This window comes from Streptomyces panaciradicis, from assembly GCF_023516615.1.
GTDB classification, from domain to species: Bacteria; Actinomycetota; Actinomycetes; order Streptomycetales; family Streptomycetaceae; genus Streptomyces; species Streptomyces panaciradicis.
Genome location: NZ_JAMGBF010000077.1, coordinates 1 through 16,198, shown reverse-complemented (window position 1 = coordinate 16,198; position 16,198 = coordinate 1). Strand labels below are relative to the sequence as shown.

Genomic DNA, 16,198 nt, shown 5'->3' with positions numbered 1-16,198 from the left:
CCTGGTCCCTCCTCACTTGGTCGCTCCCCGCGTGAAGCCGTTGTAGATGTACCGCTGCAGGCACAGGAAGACGACCAGCGTGGGGAGGATGACCAGGATCGCCCCGGCCGAGATCGTCTCCCAGTGCGCGCCGAACGGGCCCTTGAAGCGGAACAGGGACGTCGAGATCACGCCAAGATCCTGGTTCGGCATGTAGAGGAAGGGGATGTAGAAGTCGTTGTAGACGGCGATCCCCTTCACGATCACCACCGTCGCGATCGCCGGTTTGAGCAGCGGAAAGATGATCCGCCAGTAGATCGTGAACGCGTTCGCGCCGTCCAGGCGGGCCGACTCGTCCAGGCTCACCGGGATCGAGCGGACGAACTGCAGGAAGATGTAGATCGAGACGATGTCCGTGCCCATGTAGAGGGCGATCGGGGCCCAGCGGGTGTCGAACAGGCCGAAGCTGGTGACGATCCGGAAGGTCGCCACCTGGGTGGTGACCCCGGGGACCAGGGCGGCGAGCAGGAACAGGGCCACCACCGGCTTCTTCAGGCGGAAGGTGAACCGGTCGATCGCATAGGCCGTCATCGAGCCGATGAGGACCGTGCCGCCGACGGAGACGACCAGGATGAAGGCCGTGTTGCCGAAGGCGGAGAGCATCCGGCCGTCCTGGAACGCGGTGACGTAGTTGTGGAAGTTGAGCAGGTCGTGGGGCAGGCTGAGCGCCCCCGTGTCGTTCGACGTCTCCTGTTCGGTCTTCAGGGACGTCAGCAGGACGACGATCAGCGGCAGCAGGACGACCACGCTCGCCGCGATCAGGGACAGGTAGACGAGGGTGCGGGCCACCGCTCGGCGTGTCATACGAGATCCACCTTGTCGTCGGGGACGAGGCGCCGCTGGATCCAGGTCACCAGGAGGATGATCAGCAGCAGGACGACGGCGGCCGCCGAGGCCAGGCCCGTCTTGTTGAACTGGAAGGCCAGCTTCACCGTCTGGATCACGAAGGTCTCGGTGCCGGTCGCGCCGCCGGTCATGACGTAGGGGATCTCGAAGACCGACAGCGACCCGGAGACGGACAGGATCACGCTGAGGCTCAGTACGGGCCTGATGCCGGGCGCGATGATGTGCCGGAACTGCTGCCAGCGGCCCGCGCCGTCCAGTTCGGCGGCCTCGTACAGCTCTCCCGGGATGGACTGGATCGCGCCCAGGAACAGCACGAAGTTCAGGCCCGTGTAGCGCCAGACGGAGACCCCGGCCAGGGAGACGTTCGCGGAGACCGGGGTGCCGAGCCACGCGTGGCCGGAGTGGACGCCGAAGAGCGCGAGGACGGAGTCGAGGGTGCCGCCGTCCTGGAAGAAGTAGAGGAAGACGAAGCCGATCGCCACCCCGTTGATCAGGTAGGGGAAGAACAGCACGCCCTTGAAGAGGTTCCGGAAGCGGACGTCGAAGCTGAGGATCGTGGCGAAGTAGAGCGCGACGGCGATCTGCACGACCGAGGCGGCCAGGTAGTAGCCGCTGACCCAGAAGACCTCGAACAGGTCGGGGCGGGTGAACAGTTCGGTGTAGTTGCCGATGCCCGTGTAGTGCAGTTCGGGGCTGAGTCCGTCCCAGTCGGTGAAGCTGTACGCCAGCATGTTGACGATCGGCGCGTAGGTGAAGGTGATCAGGAAGGCGAGGGGGACGAGGAGGAACAGCCAGGGTGTCAGGCCCCGCCGCACGCGCGCGCCGCGCGGGGCGGGGGCCGGGAGGGGCGCGTCGGGCGGCGGCTGTGCGGGGGCCCGCTCGGGCGCCTTGGGGGTGGTGTCCGTCATCTCAGGACCCCAGGGTCTTCCGGGCCTCGGTCCACTTCCCGCTCAGGCCGGCGAGGAAGGAGTCCAGGCTGCCCTTCCTGGCGCCGCGCGCGAGGTCGACCAGGTCCTGGCGGTAGTCGGGCTTGTTGATGCCGACCTCGGACTGGTCGTCGATCGCCTTCACCCGGGCGCCCTCGGTGTCGTCGAGCTCGATGAGCTTCACGCCCTGCTCCTCGTAGGGCTTCAGCACGTCGGGCAGCGGTGCGCTCTTCAGCGGTGAGATCGCCAGGTTGTCCCGGTCGTAGCCGGACTTGTCGGTGAACCAGTCGATCCAGGCGCGGGCCGCCTCCTTGTGCTTCGAGTGGACGTTGACGGCCTGGTTGTAGTCGGGGCCGACGACCGCGCAGAACTTCCCGTCCACCTGGGCGGGGAAGGGCATGAAGCCGATGTCGTCCGGGTTCGCCCCGGCCTTCTTCGCGGCGTCCCGGAACTGCACGACCGCCCAGGTGCCGAGCCACTGCGTGGCGATCTTGCCCTTGGCCAACCGGGGCTTGGACAGCTCCCAGTTGGTGGTCGTCGGGTCCTTCTCGGCCAGGCCCTGGTGCACGATGTCGTACAGCAGGGTGTCGCCGACGCGCAGGTCGCTGCCCTTCGCCCAGGGGTCGCCCTCGGCCAGTTTCGTGGTGGCCCCGGTGTCGCAGCCGACCGAGCCGTTGACGAACGTCCACGACGTCAGCGGCCATTGGGCCGCGAAGTTGGTGTAGTAGGGCACCGCGTCCGTCCTGGACTTGATCGCCTTGAGGTCGCTCAGGAACTCGGCCGGTGTGGTGGGCCACTTGGTGACGCCGGCCTCGCGCCAGACCTTCTTGTTGTAGACGAAGCCGGGGGCGACGCCGATCGGGCTCTGCCCGTAGACCTTGCCGTCCACCGTGGTGAAGTCCGTGAAGCGGTACTTCTCGGCGCGCTCCGCCCGGGTGCCGAGGGAGGCGAAGAAGCGGGGGTAGTCGCTCTTCTTCACCACCCCCGGGATCATCAGGACGTCGCCGTAGTTCTCCGTGTTCATGCGGATCTTGACGTCGGCCTCGTAGTTGGTGAGGGCCTCGAACTCGACCTTGACCTTGGGGTACGTCCTGTTGAACGCGGCGGCGTACTTCTTCATCGTGCCGTCCTGCACGAGGTCGGTGCGCTGGGTGAGGACCTTGATGGTTCCGCTGACCTTCGCCGGGTCGTCGGGCGCCTTGGCGTCCGCGCCCTTGGAGGCGGCTCCGGTGCCGGTGCAGGCCGTGAGGACGAGAGCGGCTCCGGCCGCGATGGCCAGGACTGTACGGCGGGACATGTGCATCAGCTCCGTTCATGGTTCACGTTCATGGGACGGACGAGCACGAGCGGGTTGGCTGGTTCGGTACTCTGACAACGTTTTCTTAACCGGTAAAGTCTGTATTCCGCCAAGGCTGTCGAAAGCTATCCGCTGACTGGACTGAAACGGTTTAGGGAGTGTGCATGCTGGAGGCGACACCGCTCACCGAGGGATGGGTCCTGCGGCACGAAGGGGAGGAACTCCCGGCAGCGGTGCCGGGCTGTGTGCACACCGATCTGCTGGCGGCCGGGGTGATCCCGGACCCCTTCCTCGGCGCGAACGAGACCGAGGTGGCGTGGGTCGCGCGGCGGGAGTGGACGTACGAGAGGGAGCTGCGGGCCGGGGCCGGGGGCCACGAGCAGACCGACCTGGTCTTCGACGGGCTCGACACGGTCGCCGAGGTGACGGTCGACGGCCGGGTGCTGGGCCGGACGCGGAACATGCACCGCTCCCACCGCTTCGACGTCACCGGTCTTCGGGGCCGGCTGGCGGTGCGGTTCGTCTCGGCGTATGCCGAGGCGGAGGCGGTGCGCGGGCGGGTGGGCGAGCGGCCGGCCGCCTACGCGGAGCCGTACCAGTACGTGCGCAAGATGGCCTGCTCGTTCGGCTGGGACTGGGGGCCCACGCTGGTGACGGCCGGAATCTGGCGGCCGGTGCGGCTGGAGTCCTGGTCCACCGCCCGGATCGCCCGGGTGCGGCCCCTGGTGACGGTCGAGGACGGCCTGGGCGTGGTGGAGCTGCACATCGAGGTCGAGCGCAGCCGGGTGGAGGCGCCGCTCGCCGTCGAGGCGACGGTCGGCGGGGTCCGGGTGCGTGGGGAGATCGAGGGAACGGCGGGGGCCGTCCTGCTCCGGGTGCCGGACGCCCGTCTGTGGTGGCCGCGCGGGTACGGCGAACAGCCGCTGTACGACGTGGAGTTGATGCTCCTGCACGACGGGGAAGCGCTGGACGTGTGGCGGCGCCGGGTCGGTTTCCGGACGGTGCGGCTCGACACCTCCGCCGACGCGCACGGCTCCGGCTTCACCCTCGTCGTCAACGGCGAGCGGCTCTTCGCGCGCGGCGTGAACTGGATCCCGGACGACGTCTTCCCCTCGCGGGTCACCCGGGAGCGCTACCGGGAGCGGCTCGGGCAGGCCGCCCGCGCCGGGGTGGACCTGGTGCGGATCTGGGGCGGCGGGATCTACGAGAGCGAGGACTTCTACGACGCCTGCGACGAACTGGGGCTGCTGGTCTGGCAGGACTTCCCCTTCGCGTGTGCCGCCTACCCCGAGGAACAGCCGTTGCGGGGCGAGGTGGAGGCGGAGGCGCGGGAGAACGTCGTACGGCTGATGCCGCATCCGTCGCTCGTGCTGTGGAACGGCAACAACGAGAACCTGTGGGGGTTCCGGGACTGGGGATGGGAGGCGCGGCTCGCCGGGGACTCCTGGGGCGAGGGGTACTACCTGGGCCTGCTGCCGCGCGTGATGGCCGAGTTGGACCCGACGCGGCCCTACACGGCGGGCAGCCCCTGGTCGGGGTCGTGGGAGCGGCATCCGAACGATCCGGCACACGGCACGCACCACTCCTGGGAGGTGTGGAACCGGGCGGACTACAGCGAGTACCGGCGTGAAGTGCCCCGATTCGTGGCCGAGTTCGGCTGGCAGGCGCCGCCCGCTTACGCCACGCTGCGGCGGGCGCTGCCGGACGAGGAACTCGCCCCCGACTCCCCCGGCATGCTGCACCACCAGAAGGCCGACGACGGCAACGGCAAGCTGGAGCGCGGGCTGGCCCGGCATTTCGCCGTCCCCGAGGGGGACTTCGGCCGCTGGCACTATCTGACGCAGGTCAACCAGGCGCGGGCGGTGGCCGCCGGGATCGAGCACTGGCGGTCGCACTGGCCGCGGTGCGCGGGCACGATCGTATGGCAGCTCAACGACTGCTGGCCGGTGACGAGTTGGGCCGCGATCGACGGGGACGGCCGGGAGAAGCCGCTCTGGCACGAGCTGCGGCGGCTGTACGCGGACCGGTTGCTGACCCTGCAGGCGCGGGACGCGGGGCTGGTGCTGGCCGCCGTCAACCAGGCCGGGCGGGCGTGGACGGGCACGGTGACGCTGCGGCGGATGTCCGTGCAGGGCGCGGTGGTCGCGGAGGCGGCCGTGGGGTTCCGGGCGGAGCGGCGGGCGGTCGCCTCCGTGGCGGTGCCGCCGGAGCTGGAGCCGGCCGGGCCCAAGGAGTTCCTGGTGGCCGACGCGGACGGGCTGCGGGCGCTGTGGTTCCCCGTCCCGGACCGCGAAGTGCCCTATCCTCAGCCGGAGTTCGACGTGGCGGTGGCGCCGGGCGCGGTGACGGTGACGGCCCGGACCCTCGTACGGGACCTGCTGCTGCAGGCCGACCGGCTGGGGCCCGCGGCGCGCGCCGACCGGGGGCTGGTCACGCTGCTGCCCGGGGAGCGGGTGACCATCGAGGTCAGCGGCTGGGACGATCCCGACCCGGATGCCGCCCGCGCCGCCCTGTACTGCCTGGAGCCGACTGCATGACGACCTCCCGCGTCACCATCAAGGACGTCGCCGCGCGCGCCGGTGTGTCCAAGGGGGCGGTGTCGCTCGCCTTCAACCACAAGCCGGGCCTGTCGGAGGCGACCCGGGACCGGATCTTCGAGGCGGCCCGGGAGCTGGGGTGGGCGCCGAGCACGACCGCGCGGACGCTGGCGGGGTCCCGGGTGGACGTGGTGGGGCTGGCGATCTGCCGGCCCGCGCGGCTGCTGGGGCTGGAGCCCTTCTACATGGAGTTCGTCTCCGGGGTGGAGAGCGTGCTGATCGAGCGGTCCTGCTCGCTGCTGCTGCGGCTCGTGCGCAGCGTGGAGGAGGAGGCCGGACTGCTGGAGTCATGGTGGCGGGGGCGGCAGGTCGGCGGGTCGATCCTGGTCGACTTCCGGCTGGACGATCCGCGGGTGGCCGCGGCGGAGCGGCTGGGGATGCCGGTGGTGGCGGTCGGGCATCCGTCGCTGACCGGTTCGCTGACGTCGGTGTGGACCGACGACGCGACGGCCGTGACGGAGGCGGTGCGCTACCTCGCGGCGCTCGGGCACCGGAGGATCGCGCGGGTGGGGGGCGCGGCGGCGCTCGGGCACACGGCGACCCGGACGGCCGCGTTCGACGAGGCGGCGAGGGCCCTGGAGCTGGCGGGGGCCTGGCAGGTGACCACCGACTACTCGGGGGAGTCGGGGGCTCGGGCCACCCGGTCGCTGCTGACGGCGGCCGCGCCGGACCGGCCCACGGCGATCGTCTACGACAACGACATCATGGCGGTGGCCGGGCTGTCGGTGGCCGCGGAGATGGGGCTGAGCGTGCCGGCGGACGTCTCGCTGCTGGCGTGGGACGACTCGCAGCTGTGCCGGCTCACCCGTCCGACGCTCTCCGCCATGAGCCATGACGTGCACGGATTCGGGGCGGACGTGGCACGTACGCTGTTCGGCGTGATCACCGGCAAGGGGCCCGGCTCGCATCCGGTACCCACTCCGGTCCTCACCCCCCGGGGGTCCACGGCTCCGCCGCGGGTGTGACCTTCGCCGCTGTGGCCGTCAGGGGTGTGCAGTTACGTTACCCGCAAGTAGCATGGGCCTGAGCGCGCGCTCAGCGCGGCCGCAGCAGTGCAGATCCCGCACCCTGGAGGAGAGCCATCGTGCCTCGTACCGTCAGGGACGTCGTCTTCGTAGACGGCGTCCGTACCCCGTTCGGCAAGGCGGGCCCGAAGGGCATCTACCACGAGACCCGTGCCGACGACCTCGTCGTGAAGGCGATCCGGGAGCTGCTGCGCCGCAACCCCGGTCTCGACCCGAAGAAGATCGACGAGGTCGCCATCGCGGCGACCACGCAGATCGGCGACCAGGGCCTCACCCTCGGCCGCACGGCCGGCATCCTCGCCGGGCTGCCCCAGTCGGTGCCGGGCTACTCCATCGACCGCATGTGCGCCGGTGCGCTCACGGCCGTCACCACCACCGCCGGCTCCATCGCCTTCGGTGCCTACGACGCCGTCATCGCCGGTGGTGTCGAGCACATGGGCCGCCACCCGATGGGCGAGGGCGTGGACCCGAACCCGCGCTTCGTGTCGGAGAAGCTCGTCGACGAGTCGGCCCTGTTCATGGGCATGACCGCCGAGAACCTGCACGACCGCTACCCGCACATCACCAAGCTGCGCGCCGACGAGTACGCCGTGCGCTCGCAGGAGAAGGCCGCCAAGGCGTACGCCAACGGCAAGATCCAGGCCGACCTGGTGCCGATCTCCGTGCGCCGCACCAACCCGGAGGCCGGCGAGACCGGCTGGGGCCTGGTCACCGCCGACGAGCCGATGCGCCCGGGCACCACGCTGGAGAACCTGTCGGGCCTGAAGACGCCGTTCCGTGTGCACGGCCGGGTCACCGCGGGCAACGCGGCCGGTCTGAACGACGGTGCGACCGCCTCGATCATCGCCTCCGAGGACTTCGCCCGCGAGAACGACCTGCCGGTGAAGATGCGCCTGGTCTCCTACGCCTTCGCGGGCGTCGAGCCCGAGGTCATGGGCTACGGCCCGATCCCGGCGACCGAGAAGGCCCTCGCCAAGGCCGGTCTGTCGATCGAGGACATCAACCTCTTCGAGATCAACGAGGCCTTCGCCGTCCAGGTCCTGGCCTTCCTCGACCACTACGGCATCGCCGACGACGACGAGCGCGTCAACCAGTACGGCGGCGCCATCGCCTTCGGTCACCCGCTGGCCTCCTCCGGTGTCCGTCTGATGACGCAGCTGGCCCGCCAGTTCGAGGAGCAGCCGCACGTCCGCTACGGCCTGACGACCATGTGCGTCGGCTTCGGCATGGGCGCGACGGTCATCTGGGAGAACCCGCACTTCGACGGAGGCAGCAAGTGAGCACCACCGCTGAGCTTTTGAAGGGTGCAGCCGAGCTGTTCCCCGACGAGGTCGTCACGTCCGCGCACGTACGCCACCTGGACCTGCCGTTCAACGCCGGGCGCTTCGCCCTGATCACGCTGGACAACGGCTTCGACCACACCAAGCCGACCACCTTCGGCCCGGCGTCGCTGGCGAACCTCAACACCGCCATCGACCAGGTCGAGAAGGAGGCGGCGGCCGGCGAGATCGTCGGTGTCGGCATCACCGGCAAGCCGTTCATCTTCGCCGTCGGCGCCGACCTCAAGGGCGTCGAGCTGCTGAAGGAGCACAAGGACGCGCTGGCCATCGGCAAGGGCGGCCACGAGGTCTTCAAGCGCCTCGGCGGCCTCGCGGTGCCGACCTTCGCCTACTACAACGGCGCCGCCATGGGCGGTGGCGTCGAGGTCGGTCTGCACTGCTCCTACCGCACGGTGTCCGCGGCCCTGCCCGCCTTCTCGCTCCCCGAGGTCTTCCTCGGCCTGGTCCCCGGCTGGGGCGGCTGCACGCTGCTGCCGAACCTGATCGGCGCCGACAAGGCCGTCTCGGTGATCATCGAGAACTCGCTCAACCAGAACAAGCAGCTCAAGGGCGTCCAGGTCTACGAACTGGGCATCGCCGACGCGCTGTTCGAGGGCGCGGACTTCCTGGAGCAGTCCCTGCTGTGGACGGCGGCCGTCCTCAAGGGCGAGATCGTCGTCGAGCGCCCGGTCATCGACCGCGGTGAGGCCTGGGACCAGGCCGTCGCCAAGGGCCGCTTCATCGCCGACTCCAAGGTGCACGGCGCCGCCCCGGCCGCCTACCGCGCCCTGGACATCATCGCCGCCGCCAAGAACGGCGACCTCCAGCAGGGCTACGACGCCGAGGACAAGGCGCTCGCCGACCTCATCATGGGCGGCGAACTGCGCGCCGGCATCTACGCCTTCAACCTGGTGCAGAAGCGCGGCAAGCGCCCCGCCGGCGCCCCGGACAAGAACCTGGCGCGCCCGGTCACCAAGGTCGGCGTGGTCGGCGCCGGTCTGATGGCCTCGCAGCTGGCGCTGCTGTTCCTGCGCCGCCTGGAGGTGCCGGTCGTGCTGACCGACATCGACCAGGAGCGCGTCGACAAGGGTGTGGGCTACGTCCACGCCGAGATCGACAAGCTGCTCGGCAAGGGCCGTATCAACCAGGACAAGGCCAACCGCCTCAAGGCGCTGGTGACCGGTGTGCTGGACAAGGCCGAGGGCTTCGCGGACGCGGACTTCATCATCGAGGCCGTCTTCGAGGAGATCGGCGTCAAGCAGCAGGTGTTCGCGGAGGTCGAGGCGGTCGCCCCGGCGCACGCGATCCTCGCCACCAACACCTCCTCGCTGTCGGTGACGGAGATGGCGTCGAAGCTGAAGAACCCCGAGCGGGTCGTCGGCTTCCACTTCTTCAACCCGGTCGCGATCCTCCCGCTGCTGGAGATCGTCCGCGGCGAGCGGACCGACGACGCCTCGCTCGCGACGGCGTTCGCCGTGGCCAAGAAGCTGAAGAAGACCGCGGTCCTGGTCAAGGACGCCCCGGCGTTCGTGGTGAACCGCATCCTGACCCGCTTCATGGGCGAGATCCAGAACGTCATCGACGAGGGCACCCCGGTCGAGGTGGCGGAGAAGGCGGTGGAGCCCCTGGGCCTGCCGATGTCCCCGCTGGTCCTCCTGGAGCTGGTCGGTCCCGCGATCGGTCTGCACGTCTCGGAGACCCTCAACCGGGCCTTCCCGGACCGCTTCACGGTCTCCCCCAACCTCGCGGCCGTCGTCAAGGCGGGCAAGCGCGGCTTCTACGTCTACGACTCCGGCAAGCCGGAGCTGGACCCCGAGGTCGCCGCGCTCCTGAAGCAGGGCGATGTCGTCCTGTCGGAGGAGCAGGTCCGCGCCCGCGTCCTCGACGCGGTGGCCCAGGAGATCGGGCTGATGCTCGACGAGGGCGTCGTCGCCGAGGCCCAGGACATCGACCTCTGCCTGATCACGGGCGCCGGCTGGCCCTTCCACCTGGGCGGCATCACGCCGTACCTGGACCGCGAGGGTGTCTCCGAGCGCGTGACCGGCAAGAAGTTCCTGGCGCCGGGAGTGGCGTCGGTTCCGGCGTAACACCCGAGAGCGACTGAAGAGGGCCTCCGCCGGCTGGCGGGGGCCCTCTTCCGGTCTCGCGCCGCGAAGTTTAATCTTCACGGGACCGACACATCACCAGCAAGCACGCCCCACACCGCGGACCGGCTCGGTCTCTCCCCCACACACGTGCCCTGAGCCACTGGTCGAGGAGAGAGGACCGACGCACATGACGCACGCCCTGACGGAGACGGACCCGGAGGGATCACGGCGCGCGCCGTCGGGCCGCCGGGGCGGGGCGCCGAGGAAGCGCCGCCGGGTGTGGCGCTGGATCGCGCTGAGCCTGGTGCTGCTCGTGCTGGCCGCGGGTGGTGTCGGCTACTGGCTGTACAGCGATCTGAACAGCAACATCAAGGGCGTCGACCTGGACAAGGCGATCGGCGACGACCGGCCCGGGAAACTGCCCACGTCGGGGCAGAACCTGCTGGTGCTCGGCTCCGACTCACGCGCGGGCGCCAACGGGAAGCTGAGCGGGGACACGGCGGCCGGGGCCCGCTCCGACACCGCGCTCGTGATCCACATACCCGAGGGCCGCCGCCAGGCCGTCGCCGTGAGCATTCCGCGCGACACCCTGGTGACGCGTCCCGAGTGCACGGCCAAGGACGGCTCGGCCCTGCCGTCGGCGAAGCGCGTGATGTTCAACTCCGTGTACTCGCTGGCCGGACCGGCGTGCGTGGTCAAGACCGTGGAGCGGATGTCGGGCGTCCGCATGGACCACTTCGTCGAGATCGACTTCGCCGGATTCAAGGGACTGGTCGACGCCATCGGCGGGGTGACCGTCACGGTCGACCGGGACATCCACGACCACAACAGCGGTCTCGACATCACCGCGGGCACCCACAAGCTCGACGGCACCCAGTCACTGCAGTTCGTCCGCACCCGGCACGGCGTCGGCGACGGCAGCGACCTGGGGCGCATAGGCCTGCAGCAGCAGTTCCTGGTCGACCTGCTGAGCGAGATCAAGAAGCAGGACCTGCTCGGCAGCCCCACGAAGTCCTACCGGATCGCCGACCAGCTCACCCGGTCCCTCACCACCGACTCGGGCCTGGCGTCCCTCACCAAGCTCGCCGAGTTCGGCCGCAGCATGAACGGCATAGACCCCTCCACGATGGAGACGATCATGCTGCCGGTGCGGTACGACACCCAGGACCCCAACCGCGTGGTCGCCGCCCAGCCCCAGGCCGGGCAGTTGTGGCAGGCGCTGCGCAAGGACCAGGAGATCCCGGCCTCCGCGAAGAAGTCACCGGCCAGGGGCGGCTCGACAAGGACGGGGGCGTCGACGTCCTGACGGACGGCCGTCCGGAGGGCACTTGGGGACGGGGGCTCACACCTCCCGCCACGCCTCCAGTGCGAGCCCCGGTTCGGCCTTGCGGCGGGTGAGGAGGAGCAGGCCGGTCGACGGGGAGGACGTCGCGGCCACCACCCGGTCGTCCTCGTCCACCGCGAGCGAGACCCCGGCGTCCGCCGGGAGGGCGGGGCCGGACTCCGCCCACCAGGCGCCGGCCGACTCCTGCTCGGTCGGGTAGGCGGCGAAGGCGACCCGGCCGCTCGCCGAGCGCTGGGCGAGCAACGTGCAGTCGTAGCCGTCCAGTTCACAGCGCACGGCGGAGACGGGGCCGGGGCCGGCGGAGGACAGCAGGGCGACCGGTTTGGCACCGGGACGCCAGGCGCACAGGTCGCCCGAGTCGTCGGTGTAGAAGAGGGTGGTGCTCTCGGCGGAGGTGGCGAGCGCGTGCAGGGTGCCGGGGCGGACCGGTGCCTCGATCGCCTCCTCCAGGACGGGCTGGGAGCCCGGCTCCTCCTGACGCCAGTGCAGGATGCCGCCGGACGCGGCCGCGTAGAGCTCCACGCGCCCCGACTCCCCCGTCACCGCCGCCAACTCGTCCTGTACGTCGCGTCCCTTGAGGTCCCGCCAGGGGTCCCAGCCGCCCTTCTCCTTCTGCGCGACCATGCTGACCCCGCCGCCCTGGTTGCGGACGAAGACATGGGCGCGGCCCGCTGAGTCGACCGTGACGGCCGGCATCCCGGTCTGCGGCCCCTTCTTGTCGGGATGCCCGATCGGGTTCCAGTCCAGGGCGGCGAGCCGGGGCCGGAAGTGGGTGGAGTGCACGAGCCCGGACTCGCCCGCCGTCGTGGGCCGCCAGGAGACGAGATGCGCGTAGCGGTCGCCGCCCTGACCGACCGCCAGGGACGGCCGCAGCCTCTGTTCACCGCCGACCTTGCGGGCGGGCGTCCAGGTGCCGCCGGGGGTCCGTTCCGCCCGGCACAGGACGGCGTCGTCGGTCGGAAGGTAGACACTGAGCCGGCCGTCACGGCCGCGCAGGAGCCAGTCGCCGTTCACCAGTTCACCTTAAGCGGGCGGGTCGGGCGGCCGTCGGCCGGGCCCCGCGTGGCAGGGGGCGTCGACGGGCACGTCCGGGCCCGGAGGGGGCAGGCTGTATCTCGGCAACCGCAAGGACAGACATGAGAAGGAAGCCGACCTCATGACCGATCAGCTCACCGTGAGCGTTCTCGGCACGGGCATCATGGGCGCCGCCATGGCCCGCAACCTCGCCCGCGCCGGACACAGCGTCCGCGCCTGGAACCGCACCCGCGCGAAGGCCGAGCCGCTGGCCGCCGACGGCGCGCACATCGCCGACACGCCCGCCGAGGCCGTACAGGGCGCCGATGTCGTCCTCACCATGCTCTACGACGGCCCGGCCGCCCTGGAGGTGATGCGCGAGGCGGCCCCCGCGCTGCGCTCCGGCGCCGCCTGGGTGCAGGCGACCACCGCCGGCATCGAGGCGATCGGCGAACTCGCCGCCTTCGCCGCCGAGCACGGGCTGGTCTTCTACGACGCCCCGGTGCTCGGCACCCGCCAGCCCGCCGAGGCCGGACAGCTGACGGTGCTGGCCGCAGGGCCGGCCGAGGGACGCGCGGTCGTGGAGCCGGTGTTCGACGCGGTCGGCGCCCGCACCCTGTGGACCGGCGAGGACGGCGCGGCCGGCAGCGCCACCCGGCTGAAGCTGGTCGCCAACAGCTGGGTGCTCGCCGCCACCGCGGCGACCGGCGAGGTCCTCGCCCTGTCGCGGGCGCTCGGCGTGGACCCGGCGCAGTTCTTCGACCTCATCGCGGGCGGCCCGCTGGACATGGGCTATCTGAAGGCGAAGGCGGGGATGGTCCTGGAGGACCGCCTCTCCCCCGCCCAGTTCGCGGTGACCACGGCCGCCAAGGACGCCCGCCTCATCGTGGCGGCCGGCCGGGACAACGGGGTCCGCCTCGACGTGGCCGCCGCGACCGCCGAGCGGCTGGAACGTGCGGCCGCCCAGGGACACGGCGACGAGGACATGGTCGCCGCCTACTTCGCCAGCTTCGACGAGAAGACGGCGGACTGAGCGGACCTTTCGCCGGACTGTGCGAACCTGGCCGCATGAGTGACAGCGACCCCCTGCTGGTGATCGTCGACGCCGCGAACGTCGTCGGGTCGGTGCCCGACGGATGGTGGCGGGACCGGCGGGGGGCCGCCGAGCGGCTGCGGGACCGGCTGGCGGCGGACGGGCTCCCCGGGCATGCCGGGCCGGTGGAGATCGTGCTGGTGGTCGAGGGGGCCGCGCGGGGGGTGGAGTCGGTCCCCGGGGTCCGGGTGGAGGCGGCTTCGGGGAGCGGGGACGACCGGATGGTGGAACTGGTCGCCACGCAGGACGGCCGCCCCGTCCTGGTGGTGACGGCGGACCGGGAACTACGGCGCCGGGTGAGGGAGTTGGGCGCCGAAGTCACCGGTCCGCGGACGGTCAGGCCCTGACGTCGGGGCTGTCGGCCGGCTGCTGCTCCTGGCGGGCCAGGCGGCTGTGCGTGCGGCCGTAGAAGAAGTACACGGCGAAGCCGATGACCATCCAGATGGCGAACCGCAGCCAGGTCTCGGCCGGCAGGTTCAGCATCAGCCACAGGGAGGCCAGCACCGACAGGATCGGCAGCACCGGGACCCACGGGGTGCGGAAGGAGCGCTCCAGGTCGGGGCGGGTCCTGCGCAGGATGATCACGCTGATCGCGACGACGATGAAGGCGAAGAGCGTGCCGATGTTCACCAGTTCGGCGAGTTCGCTGAGGCTGGTGAATCCGGCGACGATCGCGATGATCACGCCGAGCAGGATCGTGGGCCGGTAGGGCGTGCGGAACTTCGGGTGGGTGTGGGAGAAGAAGCGGGGCAGCAGGCCGTCGCGGCTCATCGCGAAGAAGACCCGGGACTGGCCGAGCAGCAGGATCATGCAGACCGTGGTCAGGCCGATCGCGGCGCCGAAGCTGATCAGGCCCGCGAACCAGGGGTGCCCGGTGGCCTTGAAGGCGTCGGCGAGCGGGGCGTCCACGGACAGCTTGCTGTACTTCTGCATGCCGGTCACCACGATCGACACGGCGACGTACAGCGCGGTGCAGATGATCAGGGAGCCGATGATGCCGCGCGGCACGTCGCGCTGCGGGTTGCGGGTCTCCTCGGCGGCCGTGGCGACGACGTCGAAGCCGATGAAGGCGAAGAAGACCACGGACGCGGCGGTGAAGATGCCCATCACGCCGAAGTTGGAGGGCGCCCAGCCGAACATCAGCTGGATCAGCGGGGCCTTGAGGTTCCCGCCCGCCTCCACCGACTCCGCCTTGGGGATGAACGGGTCGTAGTTGCCGCTCTTGATGAAGAAGGCGCCCGCGATGATGACGACCAGGACGACGGCGACCTTGATGGCGACGACGACCGTGGTGACGCGCGCGGAGAGCTTCATGCCGACGACGAGGATGGCGGTGAGCAGCAGGACCAGGGCGGCGGCGAGGATGTCGAAGCCGAACCCGGAGGCGCCGTCGCGCCCGCTGAGCGCCTCGGGCAGATGCCAGCCGGCGTTGTCCAGCAGGGAGTGGATGTAGCCGGACCAGCCGACGGCGACCACCGCCGTGCCGAGCGCGAGTTCCAGCACCAGGTCCCAGCCGATGATCCAGGCGGGCAGCTCGCCGAGGGAGGCGTAGGAGAAGGTGTACGCGGAGCCCGCCACGGGGACCGTGGAGGCGAACTCGGCGTAGCACAGCGCGGCCAGCGCGCAGACGACGCCGGCGACGACGAAGGACAGCGAGACGGCCGGGCCGGCGGTGTTCTTGGCGGCCGTGCCGGTCAGGACGAAGATGCCGGTGCCGATGATGACACCGACGCCGAAGACCGTCAGATCGAGCGCGGACAGGGATTTCTTGAGCGCGTGTTCCGGTTCCTCGGTGTCCCGGATGGAGTGTTCGACGTTCTTCGTCCTGAATAGGGTGCTGCTCACGGCGTACCTCCCACGCTGTCTCGTCCTCGCCATGATCGAGAGGGGGCTCAAGTCGTATGCCCCGACGCGCGCGGATTCACGCGGATGGGCCGCTTCCACCACCCTCGGCGGGGGGAAAGCGGCCCATCCGGTCGTACGGCATGTCAGTCGCGCGCGGGCTCCACCTCGGAGGCCGTGCTGCGGTCGTACCGGCCGTCCAGCTTGGAGACGAGGCCGGTGACCTGGCGGGCGATGTCCGGGGCGGTGAGGCCGATCTCCGTCATCACCTCGGCGCGGGAGGCGTGGTCGAGGAAGCGCGGCGGGATGCCGAAGTCGCGCAGCGGCACGTCGACGCCCGCGTCGCGCAGGGCCTGCGCGATCGCCGAGCCGACACCGCCGACGCGGGAGTTGTCCTCGACGGTGACGACCACGCGGTGCCGCTCCGCGAGCGGGGCCATGGCCTCGTCGACGGGCTTGACCCAGCGCGGGTCCACGACGGTGGTGGAGATGCCCTGCCGGTCCAGCAGGGCGGCGATCTCCAGGCACATCGGGGCCAGGGCGCCCACGGAGACCAGCAGCACGTCCGGGCGGTCCGTGCCGGGCTCGCGCAGCACGTCCATGCCGCCGACGCGGCCCACGGCCGGTACGGCGGGGCCGACGGCGCCCTTGGAGAAGCGCACCACGGTCGGCGCGTCCTCGACGGCCACGGCCTCGCGGAGCTGGGCGCGGACCTGGTCGGCGTCGCGCGGGGCGGCGAGCCTGAGGCCCGGCACCACCTGGAGGATC

13 protein-coding genes are annotated in these 16,198 nt (G+C 70.8%); 7 read left to right on the top strand and 6 right to left on the bottom strand.

All coding sequences use genetic code 11. The features are described 5' to 3' along the window. Positions 1-12 precede the first annotated feature (12 nt). Genes M8J74_RS24595 through M8J74_RS24585 form a run of 3 tightly spaced genes read right to left on the bottom strand, consistent with a single transcriptional unit; the run spans position 13 to position 3,114 of the window. On the bottom strand, positions 13-843 hold the full coding sequence (locus tag M8J74_RS24595) for a carbohydrate ABC transporter permease (protein ID WP_249838535.1): 831 nt from the start codon (positions 841-843) through the stop codon (positions 13-15). Further along, a complete protein-coding gene (locus M8J74_RS24590; RefSeq protein WP_249838534.1) occupies positions 840-1,793 on the bottom strand; it encodes a carbohydrate ABC transporter permease in 954 nt (317 codons plus the stop codon). The genes M8J74_RS24595 and M8J74_RS24590 overlap by 4 nt, the downstream gene beginning before the upstream one ends. 1 nt (position 1,794) lies before the next feature. After that, entirely contained in the window at positions 1,795-3,114 is a 1,320-nt protein-coding gene (locus M8J74_RS24585) for an extracellular solute-binding protein (protein ID WP_372500259.1), read from the bottom strand. Between the two features lie 158 nt (positions 3,115-3,272). Between M8J74_RS24585 and M8J74_RS24580 the strand changes: the two genes are divergently transcribed. The 5 genes from M8J74_RS24580 (at position 3,273) to M8J74_RS24560 (ending at position 11,442) form a co-directional block, all read left to right on the top strand. Then, positions 3,273-5,645, top strand: coding sequence for a glycoside hydrolase family 2 protein (locus M8J74_RS24580; protein WP_249838532.1), 2,373 nt, complete (start codon positions 3,273-3,275; stop codon positions 5,643-5,645). Next, a complete protein-coding gene (locus tag M8J74_RS24575; RefSeq protein ID WP_249838531.1) occupies positions 5,642-6,670 on the top strand; it encodes a LacI family DNA-binding transcriptional regulator in 1,029 nt (342 codons plus the stop codon). Before M8J74_RS24580 ends, M8J74_RS24575 begins: the two co-directional genes overlap by 4 nt. Before the next feature lie 119 nt (positions 6,671-6,789). Then, positions 6,790-8,010: a thiolase family protein gene (locus M8J74_RS24570; RefSeq protein WP_249838530.1), complete on the top strand. Its 1,221-nt coding sequence runs from the start codon at positions 6,790-6,792 to the stop codon at positions 8,008-8,010. After that, a complete protein-coding gene (locus M8J74_RS24565) occupies positions 8,007-10,136 on the top strand; it encodes a 3-hydroxyacyl-CoA dehydrogenase NAD-binding domain-containing protein (protein ID WP_249838529.1) in 2,130 nt (709 codons plus the stop codon). Before M8J74_RS24570 ends, M8J74_RS24565 begins: the two co-directional genes overlap by 4 nt. A gap of 187 nt (positions 10,137-10,323) precedes the next feature. Beyond that, entirely contained in the window at positions 10,324-11,442 is a 1,119-nt protein-coding gene (locus M8J74_RS24560; protein WP_249838528.1) for an LCP family protein, read from the top strand. Positions 11,443-11,478: 36 nt separating this feature from the next. On the opposite strand, the gene M8J74_RS24555 is transcribed toward M8J74_RS24560, so the two are convergent. Further along, on the bottom strand, positions 11,479-12,495 hold the full coding sequence (locus M8J74_RS24555) for a DUF8189 domain-containing protein (protein WP_249838527.1): 1,017 nt from the start codon (positions 12,493-12,495) through the stop codon (positions 11,479-11,481). Positions 12,496-12,637: 142 nt separating this feature from the next. On the opposite strand from M8J74_RS24555, the gene M8J74_RS24550 reads away from it, so the two are divergent. Together M8J74_RS24550 and M8J74_RS24545 are read left to right on the top strand one after the other, a co-directional pair. Continuing rightward, entirely contained in the window at positions 12,638-13,528 is an 891-nt protein-coding gene (locus tag M8J74_RS24550; RefSeq protein WP_249838526.1) for an NAD(P)-dependent oxidoreductase, read from the top strand. A 35-nt stretch (positions 13,529-13,563) separates the two neighbouring features. After that, complete coding sequence (locus M8J74_RS24545; protein WP_249838525.1) at positions 13,564-13,935, top strand: NTP pyrophosphohydrolase; 372 nt, start codon at positions 13,564-13,566, stop codon at positions 13,933-13,935. Here M8J74_RS24545 and M8J74_RS24540 read toward each other — a convergent pair. Both M8J74_RS24540 and M8J74_RS24535 read right to left on the bottom strand, forming a co-directional pair. After that, entirely contained in the window at positions 13,925-15,433 is a 1,509-nt protein-coding gene (locus M8J74_RS24540; protein WP_249838524.1) for an amino acid permease, read from the bottom strand. The genes M8J74_RS24545 and M8J74_RS24540 overlap by 11 nt on opposite strands. 143 nt (positions 15,434-15,576) lie before the next feature. Beyond that, on the bottom strand, positions 15,577-16,198 hold a 622-nt coding region (locus M8J74_RS24535), incomplete at its 5' end, for a transketolase C-terminal domain-containing protein (protein ID WP_283948551.1).